17 protein-coding genes are annotated in these 17,961 nt (G+C 61.4%); all 17 read left to right on the plus strand.

From position 1 onward, the window contains the following. The first annotated feature begins 202 nt into the window (after window positions 1-202). The 17 genes from ACYAR8_RS13505 (at window position 203) to motD (ending at window position 17,934) form a co-directional block, all read left to right on the plus strand. Window positions 203-355 (plus strand): hypothetical protein, encoded by a 153-nt coding sequence (locus ACYAR8_RS13505; RefSeq protein ID WP_463580144.1) that lies wholly within the window; start codon window positions 203-205, stop codon window positions 353-355. 357 nt (window positions 356-712) lie between these two features. Then, on the plus strand, window positions 713-1,288 hold the full coding sequence (locus ACYAR8_RS13510) for a sigma-70 family RNA polymerase sigma factor (protein ID WP_463580145.1): 576 nt from the start codon (window positions 713-715) through the stop codon (window positions 1,286-1,288). Then, window positions 1,285-1,998, plus strand: a complete 714-nt coding sequence (locus ACYAR8_RS13515; protein WP_074892909.1) for an anti-sigma factor — start codon at window positions 1,285-1,287, stop codon at window positions 1,996-1,998. Before ACYAR8_RS13510 ends, ACYAR8_RS13515 begins: the two co-directional genes overlap by 4 nt. A 74-nt stretch (window positions 1,999-2,072) precedes the next feature. Next, window positions 2,073-2,630 carry a fasciclin domain-containing protein gene (locus tag ACYAR8_RS13520; protein WP_074892907.1) on the plus strand — a complete coding sequence of 186 codons (558 nt, stop codon included), beginning with the start codon at window positions 2,073-2,075 and terminating at the stop codon, window positions 2,628-2,630. Window positions 2,631-2,864: 234 nt separating this feature from the next. Continuing rightward, window positions 2,865-3,407, plus strand: coding sequence for a DUF3455 domain-containing protein (locus tag ACYAR8_RS13525; RefSeq protein ID WP_463580146.1), 543 nt, complete (start codon window positions 2,865-2,867; stop codon window positions 3,405-3,407). A 111-nt stretch (window positions 3,408-3,518) separates the two neighbouring features. Next, entirely contained in the window at window positions 3,519-4,082 is a 564-nt protein-coding gene (locus tag ACYAR8_RS13530; RefSeq protein ID WP_463580147.1) for a sigma-70 family RNA polymerase sigma factor, read from the plus strand. Next, complete coding sequence (locus tag ACYAR8_RS13535) at window positions 4,079-4,810, plus strand: anti-sigma factor (RefSeq protein WP_463580148.1); 732 nt, start codon at window positions 4,079-4,081, stop codon at window positions 4,808-4,810. Before ACYAR8_RS13530 ends, ACYAR8_RS13535 begins: the two co-directional genes overlap by 4 nt. A gap of 788 nt (window positions 4,811-5,598) precedes the next feature. Continuing rightward, window positions 5,599-7,728: a flagellar biosynthesis protein FlhA gene (gene flhA, locus ACYAR8_RS13540; protein WP_463580149.1), complete on the plus strand. Its 2,130-nt coding sequence runs from the start codon at window positions 5,599-5,601 to the stop codon at window positions 7,726-7,728. 11 nt (window positions 7,729-7,739) lie between these two features. Then, window positions 7,740-9,083, plus strand: coding sequence for a flagellar biosynthesis protein FlhF (gene flhF / locus ACYAR8_RS13545; RefSeq protein WP_074892898.1), 1,344 nt, complete (start codon window positions 7,740-7,742; stop codon window positions 9,081-9,083). 118 nt (window positions 9,084-9,201) lie between these two features. Next, window positions 9,202-10,035 carry a flagellar synthesis regulator FleN gene (gene fleN, locus ACYAR8_RS13550; RefSeq protein WP_074892896.1) on the plus strand — a complete coding sequence of 278 codons (834 nt, stop codon included), beginning with the start codon at window positions 9,202-9,204 and terminating at the stop codon, window positions 10,033-10,035. Continuing rightward, window positions 10,032-10,775, plus strand: a complete 744-nt coding sequence (fliA, locus tag ACYAR8_RS13555; protein ID WP_074892894.1) for an RNA polymerase sigma factor FliA — start codon at window positions 10,032-10,034, stop codon at window positions 10,773-10,775. The genes fleN and fliA overlap by 4 nt, the downstream gene beginning before the upstream one ends. A 243-nt stretch (window positions 10,776-11,018) precedes the next feature. Then, window positions 11,019-11,393, plus strand: coding sequence for a chemotaxis response regulator CheY (locus ACYAR8_RS13560; RefSeq protein ID WP_172612850.1), 375 nt, complete (start codon window positions 11,019-11,021; stop codon window positions 11,391-11,393). A 19-nt stretch (window positions 11,394-11,412) separates the two neighbouring features. Continuing rightward, on the plus strand, window positions 11,413-12,201 hold the full coding sequence (locus ACYAR8_RS13565) for a protein phosphatase CheZ (protein ID WP_074892892.1): 789 nt from the start codon (window positions 11,413-11,415) through the stop codon (window positions 12,199-12,201). 145 nt (window positions 12,202-12,346) lie between these two features. Beyond that, on the plus strand, window positions 12,347-14,665 hold the full coding sequence (locus ACYAR8_RS13570; protein WP_463580150.1) for a chemotaxis protein CheA: 2,319 nt from the start codon (window positions 12,347-12,349) through the stop codon (window positions 14,663-14,665). A 485-nt stretch (window positions 14,666-15,150) separates the two neighbouring features. Further along, a complete protein-coding gene (locus ACYAR8_RS13575) occupies window positions 15,151-16,305 on the plus strand; it encodes a protein-glutamate methylesterase/protein-glutamine glutaminase (protein WP_074892887.1) in 1,155 nt (384 codons plus the stop codon). Beyond that, window positions 16,305-17,045: a flagellar motor protein gene (locus ACYAR8_RS13580; RefSeq protein WP_074892885.1), complete on the plus strand. Its 741-nt coding sequence runs from the start codon at window positions 16,305-16,307 to the stop codon at window positions 17,043-17,045. The genes ACYAR8_RS13575 and ACYAR8_RS13580 overlap by 1 nt, the downstream gene beginning before the upstream one ends. 7 nt (window positions 17,046-17,052) lie before the next feature. Further along, the gene (gene motD / locus ACYAR8_RS13585; RefSeq protein WP_074892883.1) at window positions 17,053-17,934 is read left to right on the plus strand and encodes a flagellar motor protein MotD; all 882 of its coding nucleotides are present in this window, start codon (window positions 17,053-17,055) and stop codon (window positions 17,932-17,934) included. Window positions 17,935-17,961 lie beyond the last annotated feature (27 nt).

A 17,961-nucleotide genomic window follows, 5' to 3' on the forward strand; every position in this document is an offset into this window, starting at 1 on the left:
AGTAACCAAGGGTGCTTGCTCCTGGTTGGGCCCTTCCTTCGTCAGGGTTCCTTCACTTCGGTCTCGCTCCGTGGGCCCGCGCCGAACGGACATCCATGTCCTGACGGCGCTCTCGCCGCATCCATGCGGCTCGGCCCACTGCGCGAGACCTGCGTTCAGCCTGCACCCAAGTCGCGATTGTCGGTGACTGAGGCTTTTGTGTATGAAGATCAAGATCAAAAGCGCTTCGCAGATCAAGAGCTTCCCGGCTAAAGCCAGTCCTACAGGGGGACGCGATGTGTTTTTTAGTGGGACCGGCTTTAGCCGGGAAGCTTTTGCTTTGCTTTGCTTTGCTTTGCTTTGCTTTCGCTCTTGATCTTCTACGCGATAGTCCAAACACCACAAAACGCGACTTTGGTGCAGGCCGAACGCAGACGACGCGGAGTGGGTCGAGCGGCATGGATGCCGCGAGAGCGCCGTCAGGACATGGATGTCCGTTCGGCGCGGGCCCACGGAGCGTCGTCGGAGTGAGGGAACCCGACGAAGTCGGGCCAAACCAGGAGCAGGCACCCTTGGTTACTTGGGGTGCTTTTCCAAGTAACTCGCCGAAGGCGAAACAGTCTGCCCCCAGGCAGGCGCCCTTGATCTTCGTACTGAGAGCCGACACCAGCGTGATGACAGCGCAAACAAAAACCGTCTAGAGTGGCCGCAGTCACTCTCAAGGCCTCGCCACTTGACCATTCGATCAAATGCAGCCCAGTTATCTGACGTTCAGTCCGGCGCCGAGGCGTTGAATGCCTTGTTGCAGGCCTGCGGGAAAGGGGATCGGCTGGCGTTCGAGGCGATGTATCACGCCACGTCGGCCAGGCTGTTCGGTATCTGCCTGCACTATTCCGGCAATCGGGCCGAGGCTGAAGAGGTCCTGCAAGAGGTGTACATCATGACGTGGCTGAAGGCCTCTCGCTTCGATCCGCAACTGGCCAGCGCCATGACCTGGCTGGCGACCATGGCGCGCAACAAGGCCATTGACCGGCGCAGGGCCCGTCGCCCTCACGACCCTCTTGAAACGATCACCGAATTATCCACGCAGGACTCCATCCCGGACTCTCTCGAACGCGAGCAGGAGGGCAGCCAGTTGGACCGCTGCCTGGAAACCCTCGAAGAAGCGCAGCAACGATATATCCGCGTCGCGTTCTTCGAGGGTTACTCGTACGCCGAGCTCGCCGAGCGCCACGGCATTGCGCTGGGGACGATGAAAAGCTGGATTCGTCGCGGGTTGCTTCGACTGCGCTTGTGCCTTGGCCTATGAACGAGCATCCACTGCCTCCCGACGAGACCCCGGACCTGCTGATCGCGGAGTACGCCCTTGGCGTACTCGACCGCCAAGAGCGTGATCGGGTGGAGGCGATGATTGCGCGGGAGCCTCGCCATCAACGCGCGATGGAGCAGTGGCAGGCGCACTTCGCCGAGTGGCTGGGTCAATTGCCCGCGTCCAGCCCTCCGGCGGCTACCTGGCGCAGGATTGAGCAGCGATTGTTTGCGGGGGCCAGTCATCCGCCGTCACGGGCGTCAGGCTGGTGGAACAACCTCGGGCTCTGGCGCTGGACGACAGCCGCGCTGGCTGCCGGGTTGCTGGCGTCGGTGCTGACCCTTCAGCAGCCTGTTTCGGCGCCAGCATCAGGGCCTGCACTGCTGGCGCGTCTGGATCAAAGCAGCGGCGATACGCTGTTTGCCGCCACGATCAACCCTGATCGGCGCAGTGTGCTGTTCGTCAACACACACCACAATGACTGGCCGGGCAAGAGTGCCGAAGCATGGGTGATCGCTGCCGATGGCAAGCCGCGGTCGCTGGGCCTGCTGCCCGCCAATGCTTCCGCAACGCTAAACGTAACGCCGCAACTGGCTGATCTGCTCGCCAGCGGCGCAGTGCTGGCCGTGACCCTGGAGCCGCTGAACGGGTCGCCCAGCGGGCTGCCGACCGGACCGGTCGTCGCCCAGGGAAAAATATCTTCACTGTGATGCATCCGTTGAGGCCGCTGCTCCGTATATCTCTCACCTTCATCCGAAGGACCGAAGAATCTAGGAGAAGTACCATGTTGACCATTGCCAAACGCATTGCCGCAGCCTCCTTCGCCGCCCTCTGCCTCGCTGCTTCACCGAGCTTTGCCGCCGACACCGTCATGGTGGGTGGCGCCGCCATGTACCCGACCAAGACCATTGTCGAGAACGCCGTCAACTCCAAGGACCACACCACCCTCGTTGCGGCGGTCAAAGCTGCAGGTCTGGTGGACACGCTGAACAGCAAAGGCCCGTTCACCGTCTTCGCTCCCACCAACGAAGCCTTCGCTAAACTGCCCGCCGGCACCGTCGAAACGCTGGTCAAGCCAGAGAACAAAGCGGACCTGACCAAAATTTTGACGTACCACGTCGTCGCCGGTACCCACACCGCCAAACAATTGATGGCGGACGCCAAAATGAACGGCGGCAAGGTGATGCTGAAAACCGTACAAGGTGAATCCCTCACCGTGATGCCCCATGACGGGAAGCTGTGGGTGATGGACGCTAAAGGTAACAAAAGCGCGGTCAGCATCGCTGATGTGATGCAGTCGAACGGTGTCATCCACGTGGTCGACTCGGTGCTGATGCCTTAACCACTGGCGTAATCGCTGCTGCACCCGGTGGACATCAGCTTTGTCCACCGGGGTTCACGGCCTGGCCCCGCAACGGAAGCCATGCGCACTGATCCCCCCTTCAGCTCCAACCCTCGTGCCCCCGCCGTTCCCCGCGCAGATTTATTTTCAATTCACTGCATCCAGTTCGTTCTCCCCCGGGTAGTACAAGAAGTAGCGATGGCTGCTGACCTGTTTATCTAATGGAGAGATGGCATGAACGCTAAAAAATGGCTGGGTTCGTTCGGTGTTTCATTGGCAGCCACTTGCCTGCTGGCCACGGCGCCGGCGGCGTACGCGCAGATGGCGTTGCCTGACGCGGTCAAGGTTCCGGACGGTCACAAGATCGCCATGGAAACCGTGGGCGTGGGCGAGATCATCTATGAGTGCCGCGACAAGCCCAACGCTGCCGGTCAGACCGAATGGACGTTCGTCGGTCCGAAAGCGGTGTTGAATGACCGCAGCGGCAAGCAGGTCGGCACGTACTTCGGGCCACCGGCGACGTGGCAGGCCGCTGACGGTTCGAAGATCACCGGCACACAGCTCGCGGTGGCCCCCGCCGGGACGGGGGATATTCCGTATCAGTTGGTGAAAGCCAACCCTGCGGAAGGCAAGGGCGCGATGAGCAACGTCAGTTACATCCAGCGCGTGGCGACCAAAGGCGGTGTCGCGCCGAAGATGGAGTGTTCGATGGCGACCAAGGGCAAGCAGGAAGTCGTGAAATATCAGGCGGACTATATTTTCTGGGCGGCCAAGTAGACCAACGTCCCACGTCATGCCGCGCCGCTGACGCACAAAGTCATCTACGCTGCACCGACGTCACCCCGGCCTTTGGGTCGGGGTATTTCTTTTCGTTGGCGGTTGAACATTTTGTCCCTACCTGAAGACTGTTTTGACTACGAAGCCTGTCTGGCTGCATGCGCTCGGGGTGAGCGGCGGGCCTTGCACGACCTCTACACCCAGGAAAGCGCACGTCTGCTCGGCGTCGCCAAGCGGATCGTCCGCAGCGACGCGCTGGCCGAGGACATCGTGCATGACGCCTTCATTAAAATCTGGACCCGCGCCGGCAGTTACGATTCGGCGCGAGGCACCGCCCGTGGCTGGATCTTCAGCGTGACCCGGCACCTGGCGCTGAACTTCATGCGTGATAACGCGCACATCGTTCAGGTCAGTGAACAGAGCGAAAATGCCGTGCTGGCCGAGGCTGCACTGGACGTCGCAACCGAAGCCGACACCTTCGAATACCGCGCCCGCTCAGGGCGCATCTACGGGTGCCTTGAACAACTGGAACCGGCGCGTCGCAACTGCATTCTTCATGCGTACGTAGACGGCTATTCGCACTCGGAGATCGCGCAGAAAGTGGGCGCGCCGCTGGGCACGGTAAAAGCCTGGATCAAACGCAGTCTGGTGGCATTGCGGGAGTGCATGGGATGACAAGGTATCCGTCAACAGACAGTGCCGACGAACTGGACGCGCTGGCCAGCGAGTACGTGTTAGGCACACTGCCGGCCGAGCAACGACTCGAGGTCCAGAACCGCCTCGCCACGGACGCTGACTTGCGTACCGCAGTGGACGCATGGGAAGGGCGCCTGCTGGCCTTGACCGAACTCGCCGAACCACAAACCCCAAGCCTGCGGCTGTGGGGACGGATCGAGCGCAGCATAGACAGCCAGGCACGCCGAGCCCCCCGAGCGACCCCTGCTGTTGAACGGAATTCGTGGTGGGATGTGCTTGCGCTGTGGCGCGGACTGGCCGGGGCAGGGCTGGTGGCGACATTGCTGCTGGGCTCGATGCTCCTGACCCGAACCGCCCCGGTGAACCCGACGACGTATCTGGTGGTGCTGGTCGCCCCACAGAACCAGGCCCCCGGCTGGGTCATCCAGGCCAGCAACCCGGAAGAAATCCAGCTGATCCCCCTGGGCGCCACCCAAGTCCCGACCGACAAAGCCCTCCAGTTCTGGACCAAGGCCGACGGCTGGCAGGGCCCTGTGTCCCTCGGCCTGGTCAAACCCGGCCAGAGCCTCTCCATCCCGGTAAACAAACTGCCGCCGCTGCAACCCAACCAACTCTTCGAACTCACCCTCGAAAACCCCGCCGGCTCCCCGACCGGCAAGCCCACCGGGCCGATTCAGTTCATTGGGCGCGCTGTGAAAGTGATCTAGCGCTTGGCGGCTGGCGGGGACAGATTAATTTACGGTGAAGCGCTGTAAATAAATCAGTCCCCTCTAGGAGACGCGGAGCGTCGAGGGCGGCATTCCCGCGCGGAGCGGGGGAACGATCAGCACGATCAGAACCCAGGGTGTCAGGGAATTGAAATGCAGCCGAACCACCGCGTTCGCGGGCAAGCGCGCTCCTACAGGGGAATGCATTCAGCCAGTAAAGCCGCGTGCATTCAGTGAAATTGGTTGTGGTCACACCGGCCTCTTCCCGGCTGAAGCCGGTCCCACTAAAGGCAGCGCGTTCCACGAGCGGGGCCGGCGGCGAGCCCTGTAGGACCGGCTTTAGCCGGGAAGCTTTTGCCTTTGATCTTCCTACGCAAAAACTCCAGACACCACAAAACGCGACTTGGGTGCAGGCTGAACGCAGGTCTCGCGAAGTGGGCCGAGCGGCATGGATGCCGCGAGAGCCGCCCCCCGCCATGGATGGCGGATGGCGGCGGGCCCACGGAGCGGGACCGGAGTGAAGGAACCCTGAGGAACGAAGGGCCCAACCAGGAGCAGGCACCCTTGGTTACTTGGGGTGCTTTTCCAAGTAACTCGCCGAAGGCGAAATGTCTGCCGTTAGGCAGATGCCTTTGATCTTGACTCATCCGCACCCGACGGAAATCGCGGATCTGAATACTGGCACTCTGATATTTTCACCCAATCCCAAATGTTGGACCCCTTCTTGCAATAACCCCGATACAACGCTTCGGCGTCAAAAGATTGATTTAACGCGCAGGTGCCCATCGGTGGAACGCTCTCAGATAATCTCCCACGCCAGAACCGGATTGATCGGCCTGGGCCGTGGACAACTTGGCGTACCGCTACTGCTCCTCGTCATGCTCGCCATGATGATGCTACCCATGCCGCCGTTCCTGCTGGACGTCTTCTTCACCTTCAACATCGCCCTGTCCATCGTCGTCCTGCTCGTCTGTATCTACGCCCTGCGGCCCCTCGACTTCTCCGTATTCCCGACCATCCTCCTCGTCGCCACCCTGCTGCGACTGGCCCTCAACGTCGCCTCCACCCGCGTCGTCATGCTCCACGGCCAGGACGGCCACGCCGCCGCCGGTAAAGTCATCCAGGCATTCGGTGAAGTCGTCATCGGCGGCAACTACGTCGTCGGTATCGTCGTCTTCGCCATCCTCATGATCATCAACTTCGTCGTCGTCACCAAAGGTGCCGGGCGCATCTCCGAAGTGAGCGCGCGCTTCACCCTCGACGCCATGCCCGGCAAACAGATGGCCATCGACGCCGACCTCAACGCCGGCCTCATCGACCAGCCCGAAGCCAAGCGTCGTCGCCTTGAAGTCGCCCAGGAAGCCGAGTTCTACGGCTCCATGGACGGTGCCAGCAAATTCGTCCGCGGTGACGCCATCGCCGGCCTGCTGATCCTCTTCATCAACCTCATCGGCGGCATGCTGGTGGGCATCCTGCAACACGGCATGACCTTCGGCGACGCCGGCAAGGTCTACGCGCTGCTGACCATCGGTGACGGTTTGGTGGCGCAATTGCCATCACTGCTGCTGTCCACCGCGGCCGCGATCATGGTGACCCGTGCGTCCGGTTCGGAAGAAATGGGCAAACTGGTCGGCCGCCAGATGTTCGCCTCCCACAAAGCGCTCGCGGTGTCGGCCGGGATCATGATCGTCATGGGCCTGGTCCCGGGCATGCCGCACTTCTCCTTCATCAGCCTGGGTCTGGTCGCCGCCGGCGGCGCCTACCTGCTGTGGAAGAAAGAGAACCAGGTCAAGCTCGCTGCGGTGCAAGAGGTCAAGCGTCAGCAAGAGCTGCTGCCATCGCCGACCCGCGCGCAGGAATCCAAGGAGCTGGGCTGGGACGACGTCACCCCGATCGACATGATCGGCCTGGAAGTCGGCTACCGCCTGATTCCGCTGGTGGACCGCAACCAGGGTGGTCAATTGCTGGCGCGGATCAAAGGCGTGCGCAAGAAGCTCTCCCAGGAGCTGGGCTTTCTCATGCCGACCGTGCACATCCGCGACAACCTCGACCTGGCGCCCAGCGCCTATCGCCTGACGCTGATGGGCGTGACCCTGGCCGAAGCCGAGATCTACCCGGACCGCGAACTGGCCATCAATCCCGGCCAGGTATTTGGCAGCCTCAACGGCATCACTGCCAAAGACCCGGCGTTTGGTCTGGAGGCCGTCTGGATCGAAATCAGCCAGCGCGCCCAGGCGCAGTCCCTCGGTTACACCGTGGTGGACGCCAGTACCGTGGTGGCAACCCACTTGAACCAGATCCTCTACAAGCACTCTCACGAATTGATCGGCCACGAGGAAGTCCAGCAATTGATGGCTCTTCTGGCCAAGGGATCGCCGAAACTGGCGGAAGAACTGGTCCCTGGCGTGCTGTCGCTGTCGGCCCTGCTGAAGGTGCTGCAGGCGCTGCTCGCCGAGCAGGTCCCGGTTCGTGACATCCGCTCCATCGCCGAAGCCATAGCCAACAACGCTGCACGTAGTCAAGATACCGCCGCGCTGGTGGCTGCCGTACGGGTCGGATTGTCCCGCGCAATCGTCCAAAGCATTGTCGGCATTGAGCCGGAGCTGCCTGTGATCACCCTTGAGCCAAGGTTGGAACAGATCTTGCTAAATAGTCTGCAGAAGGCAGGTCAGGGTCAGGAAGAAGGCGTTCTACTCGAACCGAGCATGGCTGAGAAACTTCAGCGCTCGTTGATCGAAGCGGCGCAGCGTCAGGAGATGCAGGGGCAGCCGGTTATTTTGTTGGTCGCAGGTCCGGTTCGCGCCATGTTGTCCCGCTTTGGACGGTTGGCTGTACCGAATATGCATGTTTTGGCTTACCAGGAAATTCCTGACAATAAGCAAGTCACCATCGTAGCGACTGTCGGGCCTAACGGCTGAGGTAGTGAGTCATGCAAGTTAAGCGTTTTTTCGCCGCCGATATGCGACAAGCCATGAAACTGGTTCGCGATGAGCTGGGCGCTGAAGCCGCCATCATCGGGAACCGGCGGATCGCCGGCGGCGTGGAACTGACCGCGGCCCTGGATTACAAGTTGTCTGCGCTGGCCCCACGTGTGCCGAACATCGAACTCGAAGAAGAGCTGCGCAAGACTCAATCGCGCATCGTCACCGCTCAGGCTGAACTGACCCACCGCAGCGAGCTGGACACTGTTGCCAATCGCCAGTTGTTCGTCGGTCTGGCGATGGATGACAGCAAGCAGATCGAACCGACCCTGGAAGAACCGTTCCGCCCGTCGATCCACGCCGCTGTGGCCGCCGAGCGTGCCGAGCGCAACGCCGAGCCTGCCGTAGGCGACCGTGCTTACGAAGCGATGCGCTCCGAATTGAACGGCCTGCGCGAACTGCTGGAAGTCCAGCTGGGCTCGCTGGCCTGGAACCAGCTGCAAGGCAGCCGTCCGCAGCAGGCCAATCTGTGGCGCCGTCTGCAACGCGTCGGCCTCTCCGGCCCGCTGTCCCGCGATCTGCTGGCGATGGTCCCGGAATCCGGTGATCAGGCCCATACCTGGCGCATGTTGTTGGCCCATCTGGCCCGCATGATTGCCACTCCGGACGTCGAGCCGCTGGAAGAGGGTGGTGTGATTGCCATGGTCGGCCCTGCCGGCATGGGTAAAACCACCACGCTGGCTAAACTGGCGGCCCGATATGTGTTGAAATACGGCGCGCAAAATATCGCGCTGGTGAGCATGGACAGTTTCCGCATTGGCGCTCAGGAACAGCTTAAAACCCTGGGCCGGATCCTCAATGTACCGGTCACCCACGTCGACCCGGGCCAGTCCCTGGCACAGGCACTGGAGCCGCTGTTGCGCAAGCGCGTGGTGTTGATCGACACCGCCGGCCTGCAAGCCAGCGATCCGGCACTGCGTCTGCAACTGGAAACCCTCGCCGGCCGTGGCATCAAGGCGCGCAACTACCTGGTGTTGGCAACAACCAGCCAGAAGCAGGTGCTGTCAGCGGCTTATCACAGTTACAAACGTTGCGGCCTGGCCGGGTGCATCCTGACCAAGCTCGACGAAACGGCCAGCCTGGGCGAAGTGCTCAGCCTGGCCGTGACACACGAACTGCCTGTGGCCTATCTGACGGATGGCCCACGGATACCGGACGATCTGCATTTGCCGCGTCGGCACCAATTGGTGAGCCGGGCTGTCAGCGTGCAGATGCAGGAGGAGCCTAGCGAGGAAGCGATGGCGGATATGTTTGCGGATCTTTATCACAGCACCGGCAAGCGCGCGGGCTAGGTAGAGAAAATGACAGTGGAATTTTCCTGCATCGATGGTCTGCCAGGCATTGTTCAGGCACTGAACGTGCAGCCCGACATGTGGCTTAGGTCTAAGCAAGACAAGGTAAACAACTAACATGGGCAGCATGCATCCCGTACAGGTTATCGCGGTAACCGGTGGCAAAGGTGGCGTAGGCAAGACCAACGTTTCAGTGAATCTTTCACTGGCGCTGGCCGAGCTGGGACGTCGCGTCATGCTGCTGGACGCCGATCTGGGTCTGGCCAACGTCGACGTATTGTTGGGCCTGACCCCCAAGCGCACCCTGGCTGACGTCATGGAGGGGCGGTGCGAGCTCCGCGATGTCCTGCTGCAGGGGCCGGGCGGCGTACGCATTGTGCCGGCGGCATCGGGCACCCAGAGCATGGTCCACCTGACCCCGGCGCAGCATGCCGGATTGATTCAGGCCTTCAGTGACATCGGCGACAACCTCGATGTGCTGGTCATCGATACTGCCGCCGGTATTGGCGAATCGGTGGTGAGCTTCGTCCGCGCCGCCCAGGAAGTGCTGCTGGTGGTGTGCGACGAGCCCACGTCGATCACCGACGCCTACGCCCTGATCAAACTGCTCAACCGCGATTACGGCATGAACCGCTTCCGCGTCCTGGCCAACATGGCCCAGAGCCCGCAGGAAGGGCGCAACCTCTTCGCCAAGCTGACGAAAGTCACCGACCGTTTTCTCGACGTGGCCCTGCAGTATGTAGGCGCGGTGCCGTACGACGAGTGCGTACGCAAGGCCGTGCAGAAGCAGCGCGCCGTGTACGAAGCGTTTCCGCGTTCCAAATGTGCCCTGGCGTTCAAGGCCATTGCGCAGAAAGTCGACACTTGGCCGCTGCCGGCGAACCCGCGCGGTCACCTGGAATTTTTCGTAGAGCGCCTCGTGCATCACACCAGCGCAGGGCCCGTCTCATGACAGCAAGTGGCTATCGCATGTACAGCAAATCGTCCAAAGACTCCCAGTATGAGCTGATCGAGCGTTATGCCCCGCTGGTCAAACGAATCGCCTACCACTTGCTGGCGCGTCTGCCAGCAAGTGTTCAGGTCGAGGACTTGATCCAGGCGGGCATGATTGGTTTGCTCGAAGTGTCGACCAAATACGACTCCACCAAAGGGGCCAGCTTCGAGACGTACGCGGGTATTCGTATCCGTGGCGCGATGCTTGACGAAGTGCGCAAGGGGGACTGGGCACCGCGCTCGGTCCACCGCAACACGCGCATGGTCAGCGACGCAATTCGTGCAATTGAAGCAAAAACCGGTCGTGACGCTAAAGATCACGAGGTTGCTGCCGAACTTGAAATGAGTCTCGACGATTATTACGGGATTTTGAACGATACCCTGGGCAGCCGCCTGTTCAGTTTCGACGACCTGTTGCAGGACGGCGAACATGAAGGGCTGCACGAGGACGGCGCGAGCCAGTCCCTCGAACCGTCGCGGGATCTGGAAGACGAGCGCTTCCAGGCTGCGCTGGCCGAGGCCATCGCCAATTTGCCCGAACGTGAACGTCTGGTGTTGTCGCTGTACTACGACGAAGAGCTGAACCTCAAGGAAATCGGTGAGGTCCTGGGGGTCAGCGAATCGCGGGTCAGTCAGTTGCACAGCCAATGCGCAGCGCGGTTGCGCGGTCGTCTTGGCGAGTGGCGCGCACGTTCGTGAATCAGGCGCAGGCCGTGAGGCCTGCGTGTTTTGCTTGTAAGACCGGCTGTGCAAGACGTGAGCGGGAAGCAGAAGAGACATGGCAGGAGTCGGTCGAACCGGGTCGTAGATGATCCGGTTTCGCTGCGCTCGTCCCGGTCGATCAAACCCCCTCTTCATGTTCGGCACAGCCGGTATTGATTGGACGCGCGTTCAGGTGCTGCACGCGTTAAAGACTGCTTGGAGGTCGAATTGGACAAGAACATGAAAATCCTCATCGTTGATGACTTCTCAACGATGCGGCGGATCATTAAAAACCTGTTGCGTGACCTTGGGTTCACCAACACGGCCGAAGCAGATGACGGTCTCACCGCATTGCCGATGCTGCAAAGCGGCGCCTTTGACTTCCTCGTCACTGACTGGAACATGCCCGGCATGTCCGGCATCGACCTGTTGCGTCAGGTGCGTGCCGACGAGCGTCTGCGCAGCCTGCCGGTGCTGATGGTTACTGCCGAAGCCAAGCGTGAGCAGATCATCGAAGCCGCTCAGGCCGGTGTGAACGGCTACGTGGTGAAGCCGTTCACCGCGCAAGTGCTCAAAGAAAAAATCGAAAAGATATTTGAGCGCGTCAATAGCTGATGTCCGCTGCGAGGGCGCTATGGATTCCAAAGATTCGACAATGGGTGACTTTGAGTCAACCCTGAAGAAACACGCACAAGAGCTGGTCGCGAGCCTTGAAAAAGGCAAGTTCGGCGACGCTGTGCAACTGATCCATGAGCTTAACCAGACCCGCGACCGAGGCCTGTATCAGGAAGTCGGCAAACTGACGCGCGAGTTGCACAGCGCGATCGTCAACTTCCAGATCGACCCGAACATGCCGCAGGCCGAGGAGGTCTCCCAGATCACCGACGCCACCGAGCGGCTGTCGTACGTGGTCAGGCTGACCGAAAACGCGGCCAACCGGACCATGGACCTGGTGGAGCAAAGCACGCCGTTGATGCACGGGCTCAGTGATGACGCCAAGGCGTTGAGCGCCGATTGGGGACGCTTCATGCGCCGCGAAATCAGCGCCGAAGAGTTTCGTGATCTGGCCCGCCGCGTCGATGTGTTCCTGACCCGCAGCGAGAAGGAGACGACCGAAGTCTCCGCGCACCTGAACGACATTCTGCTGGCGCAGGATTACCAGGACCTCACCGGTCAGGTGATCAAGCGCGTGACCACGCTGGTCACCGAAGTCGAGCGCAATCTGCTCAAGCTGGTGCTCATGGCGAGCCAGGTGGACCGCTTCGCGGGCATCGAGCACGACCAGGAAGTGTTCCGTCAGCAAAAAGAAGAAGAAAAACTTCACTCCAAGGGTGAAGGTCCGCAGATTCATGCCGATAAACGTGAAGACGTTGTATCCGGACAGGATGATGTTGACGATCTGCTATCCAGCCTCGGATTCTGATTCGGTCATTCTGATTTCAGACTTCAGGTTTTCTGTGAAAGTGGCTGCTGGACCCGCGCGCCAATGCTTCGGCGAAGGCAATGCGCGCAGGCCGTCAGTGCAGCCTCTGGATCGGTTTGACGGTTAATTTTAGGAGCACCCCCCAATGAGCTTCGGCGCCGATGAAGAAATCCTTCAGGATTTTCTGGTAGAGGCCGGCGAGATTCTCGAGCTGTTGTCAGAGCAGTTGGTCGAGCTGGAAAGCCGGCCGGACGATGCGGACCTGCTCAATGCAATTTTTCGCGGTTTTCACACTGTAAAAGGGGGCGCCGGCTTCCTCCAGCTCAACGAGCTGGTTGAATGCTGTCACATCGCCGAGAACGTGTTCGACATCCTGCGCAAGGGTGAACGCCGCGTTGACTCGGAGCTCATGGACGTGGTGCTCGAAGCACTCGACACCGTCAACAGCATGTTCGGTCAAGTGCGTGAGCGCTCCAGCGTTACCCCTGCAACACCTGAACTGCTGGCCGCGCTGGCTCGCCTCGCTGAGCCTGCCTCGGCAGATGAAGTCGCTCCGGCACCGGTGGTCGAAGAGCCGGTTGCTGAAGCGCCGTCCGAAGACATTACTGATCACGAATTCGAACAGCTTCTGGATTCGCTGAACGCTGTCAAGGCGCAAGCGGCAGGCGCTCCTGCGCCGGCTGCGTCTGCACCTGTCGCAACGGCACCGGTCGCAGCAGCACCGGCGGCGGCTTCCGCTGCAGCGGGCGGCACTGCGGCCAGTGATGAAATCACCGATGCCGAATTCGAATCACTCCTCGATCAGCTGCATGGCAAAGGCCAGTTCGCCGTCGATGCCGTGCAACCGCCGGCGGCTGTGACGCCGTCCGCCGCGCCGACCAGTGATGAAATCACTGACGACGAATTCGAGTCGCTGCTGGATCAGTTGCACGGTAAAGGCTCGTTCTCGGCAGATGCCGTTGGCGTTGCTGCGCCCGCTGCGCCTGCCGCTGCTGCTCCTGCCGCGCCGGTTACGCCCGCTGCCCCGTCGAAAGCCGCTGCCGCGGATGAAATCACCGATAACGAATTCGAAGACCTGCTGGATCAGTTGCACGGCAAAGGCAAGTTTGAACCTGCCGTCGCTGCTGCTGCTTCTGCTGCTGCACCGGCCAAGGTGCCAGAACCCGCCGCCAAAGCCGAACCGGCCAAAACGACGCCTGCTGCGGCGGTTCCGGCCAAAGCCGCTCCTGCCGCTGCCGCTGCACCGGCGCGTGCTGCTGCTCCCGCGCCTGGCGAAAAACCGCAGTCTGAAGCGGAAACCACCGTGCGCGTTGACACCGCGCGGCTGGACGAGATCATGAACATGGTCGGCGAACTGGTGCTGGTGCGTAACCGCCTCGTGCGTCTGGGCGCCAACAGCGCCGACGAAGCCATGTCCAAGGCCGTGTCCAACCTGGACGTGGTCACCGCTGACCTGCAGACCGCGGTCATGAAGACCCGCATGCAGCCGATCAAGAAAGTGTTCGGTCGCTTCCCGCGACTGGTTCGCGATCTGGCACGTCAGCTGAAGAAAGAAATCAGCCTTGAACTGGTGGGTGAAGAAACCGACCTGGACAAGAACCTCGTCGAGGCCCTGGCCGACCCGCTGGTCCACTTGGTGCGCAACGCGGTCGATCACGGTATCGAGTCGCCGGAAGAGCGGGAAGCGTCGGGCAAGCCCCGCAACGGTCGTGTGATTCTGGCGGCCGAACAGGAAGGCGATCACATCCTGCTGTCGATTTCCGATGACGGCAAAGGCATGGACCCTGCGGTTCTGCGTGCGATCGCGGTCAAGCGTGGTGTGATGGACAAGGATGCAGCGGATCGCCTCAGCGACACCGACTGCTACAACCTGATCTTCGCGCCGGGCTTCTCGACCAAGACCGAGATTTCCGATGTGTCCGGGCGTGGCGTGGGCATGGACGTGGTGAAAACCAAGATCGCCCAGCTCAACGGTTCGATCAGCATCGATTCCACCAAAGGCCTGGGTTCGAAGATCATCATCAAGGTGCCGCTGACCCTGGCGATCATGCCGACGCTGATGGTCATGCTCGGCAACCAGGCCTTCGCGTTCCCGCTGGTCAACGTCAACGAGATCTTCCACCTGGACCTGTCGACCACCAACGTCGTCGACGGTCAGGAAGTGGTCATCGTCCGCGACAAGGCGCTGCCACTGTTCTACCTCAAGCGCTGGCTGGTCAGCTCGGCGGCTCACGAGGAGCAGCACGAAGGTCACGTGGTGATCCTGTCGGTTGGCACGCAACGCATCGGCTTTGTGGTCGATCAGTTGGTCGGCCAGGAAGAAGTGGTCATCAAACCGCTGGGCAAAATGCTGCAAGGCACGCCGGGCATGTCGGGCGCCACCATCACCGGTGACGGTCGCATCGCACTGATCCTCGATGTTCCGAGCATGCTCAAGCGCTACGCGGCACGACGGATCGGCTAAGCAGGATCAGCTTCGGTAGGCGGCTGTCGATGTTTTTCTGTGGGACCGGCTTTAGCCGGGAAGAGGCCGGCGAAAACACTGTGAATTTTTCGGTGTGACACCCGACGCCTTCCCGGCTAAAGCCGGTCCCACTAACAGCATGCGGAGGGCGCCTTGCGATGTTGTTTCAGTGGGACCGGCTTCAGCCGGGAAGAGGCCGGTATGGACACCATAGATTTCGCGGTGTGGCATCCGACGCTTTCCTGAGTAGGACCGGCTTTAGCCGGGAAAGGGCCGGTCTAGACACCGTGGATTTTCTCGGTGTGACATCCGACGGGTTCCCGGCTAAAGCCGGTCCTATAGGTATAAGTCCTACAGGTCCCGCGGGTCCTGTTTTAAGCGCGAAAACCGGTCCCACTGGCCTGCCCCTTATCGCCAATGTGACCCAAGCTACGTGATTCAGGGCGCGCCGACCCGCAGGGTGGCGCGCGCTCTTTGGAGTGTTTATGGCAGTCAAGGTTCTCGTCGTGGACGATTCGGGTTTTTTCCGACGTCGTGTCTCGGAAATTCTCTCTTCAGATCCGACGATCCAGGTGGTCGGTACCGCCACCAATGGCAAGGAAGCCATTGAACAAGCCCTGGCCCTCAAGCCTGACGTGATCACCATGGACTACGAAATGCCGATGATGGATGGCATTACCGCAGTCCGTCACATCATGCAGCGCTGCCCGACTCCGGTATTGATGTTCTCCTCCCTGACCCACGAAGGCGCCCGAGTCACCCTCGATGCGCTGGACGCCGGTGCGGTGGATTTCCTGCCGAAAAATTTCGAAGACATCTCGCGTAACCCCGAGAAGGTCAAACAGATGCTGTGCGAGAAAGTACACAGCATCTCCCGCAGCAACCGTCGTTTCGGCGGTTACGCCAGCACGTCTGCTGCAACGTCGGCACCGGCACCGTCTGCCGCACCGACTGCACCGCGCAGCACGTCTGCCGCTCCGAGCGTGTCACGTTCGGCGCCAGCCCCTGCGCCTGCCCGCGCCACCGCGTCGGCGTCCCATCAGCACGCGCCAACGTCATCGGGTGTGCCCAAGCGCAAGGCCTACAAACTGGTCGCGATCGGCACGTCTACCGGTGGCCCGGTGGCCTTGCAGCGGGTGCTGACCCAACTCCCGGCCAACTTCCCGGCGCCCATCGTGCTGATCCAGCACATGCCGGCCGCGTTCACCAAAGCCTTCGCCGAGCGCCTCGACAAGCTTTGCCGAATTACCGTCAAGGAAGCCGAAGACGGCGACATGCTGCGTCCCGGTCTGGCGCTGCTGGCGCCTGGCGGCAAGCAGATGATGGTCGACGGTCGCGGCGCGGTGAAAATCCTGCCGGGCGACGAGCGTTTGAACTACAAGCCATGCGTCGACATCACGTTCGGCTCGGCGGCAAAGTCCTACAGCGACAAAGTCCTCGCCGTCGTCCTCACCGGGATGGGCGCTGACGGCCGTGAAGGCGCGCGTCTGCTCAAACAGAGCGGCAGCCAGATCTGGGCGCAGGACGAAGCCAGCTGCGTGATCTACGGCATGCCCATGGCGATCGTTAAAGCCGAACTGGCCGACGCCGTCTACAGCCTCGACGACATCGGGCGCCACCTGGTTGAGGCCTGCAGCTGATGGATGTCTTGACGCTTATAGGGATCATTCTGGCGTTCGTCGCGATCATCGGTGGCAACTTCCTTGAAGGCGGCCATCTGGGCGCATTGCTCAACGGCCCGGCGGCGCTGATCGTGCTGGGCGGTACATTGGCGGCCTGCCTGCTGCAGACGCCGATGAGCGCGTTCAAGCGGGCGATGCAGATCTTCATCTGGATTCTGTTTCCGCCACGCATTGATCTGGCGGGCGGTATTGATCGCGTCGTGTCCTGGAGCCTCACCGCGCGCAAAGAGGGCCTGCTTGGCCTCGAAGCCGTGGCTGACTCCGAGCCCGATGCCTATTCGCGCAAAGGCCTGCAACTGCTGGTCGACGGCGCCGAGCCTGCGGCCATTCGCGGCATTCTGGAGGTGGATTTCATCACCCAGGAGAGCCGCGACATTCAGGCGGCAAAAGTCTACGAAAGCATGGGCGGCTATGCGCCGACGGTCGGCATCATCGGCGCGGTCATGGGCCTGATCCACGTGATGGGTAACCTCGCCGACCCCAATCAGCTGGGCAGCGGCATTGCCGTGGCGTTCGTAGCGACCATTTATGGCGTGGCCTCTGCCAACATGATTCTTCTGCCGGTGGCGAACAAGCTCAAGGCCGTGGCGATCCGCCAGTCGCGCTACCGGGAAATGCTCCTCGAAGGCTTGCTGTCGATTGCCGAAGGCGAGAACCCGCGGTCGATCGAGCTGAAGCTGCAAGGCTTCATGGAGTGATGGACTGATGGCCCGCCGACGTCGCCAGGAAGAGCACGAAAATCACGAACGCTGGCTGGTGTCCTACGCGGACTTCATCACCTTGCTGTTCGCTTTTTTCGTGGTCATGTATTCCATCTCGTCGCTGAACGAAGGCAAATACAAGGTGCTCTCCGAGGCGCTGGTCGGGGTCTTCAACGAGCCTGAGCGCAGCGTCAAGCCGATCCCCATTGGCGAGCAGAAACCGCAGACCGTTCGACCTGCCGACCCGCTGGTTCAGGACAGCGAGCAGACCGACGCCGCGCTGGGGCAGGCCGCCGACGACCCGCTGAAATCGATTGCCGATGACGTCAACGCTGCGTTCGGCGACCTCATCGCTTCCAAGCAGATGACCGTGCGCGGCAATGAGCTGTGGATCGAGATCGAGCTCAATTCCAGCCTGCTGTTCGGCAGCGGTGACGCGATGCCAAGCAATCAGGCGTTCGACCTGATCGACAAGGTCGCGAAGATCATCAAGCCGTTCGACAACCCGGTACACGTCGAAGGCTTCACTGATAACCAGCCGATCAACACCGGGCAGTTCCCGACCAACTGGGAGCTGTCGTCGGCGCGTTCATCGAGCATCGTGCGCATGCTGGCCATGGACGGGATCAACCCGGCGCGGCTGGCTTCGGTGGGTTACGGCGAATTCCAGCCGCTGACCTCCAACGCCACCGCCGATGGCCGCGCGCGCAACCGTCGCGTGGTGCTGGTGATCTCGCGCAACCTGGACGTGCGCCGCAGCCTCACGGGCTCGGGCGCCACGGCCAACGCAAAACCGGATGCTGCGCTGCGCCGTGCTGGCACACAAACTGCACCGGTCCCGTCCAAGCCGCCGCAAGGCGTCAAATCTTCGTCATCTGCCCCTTAAACCCGGTCGTCGCTTTGGTCGGGGGGA

It is taken from the genome of Pseudomonas sp. HP_01 (genome assembly GCF_055284355.1).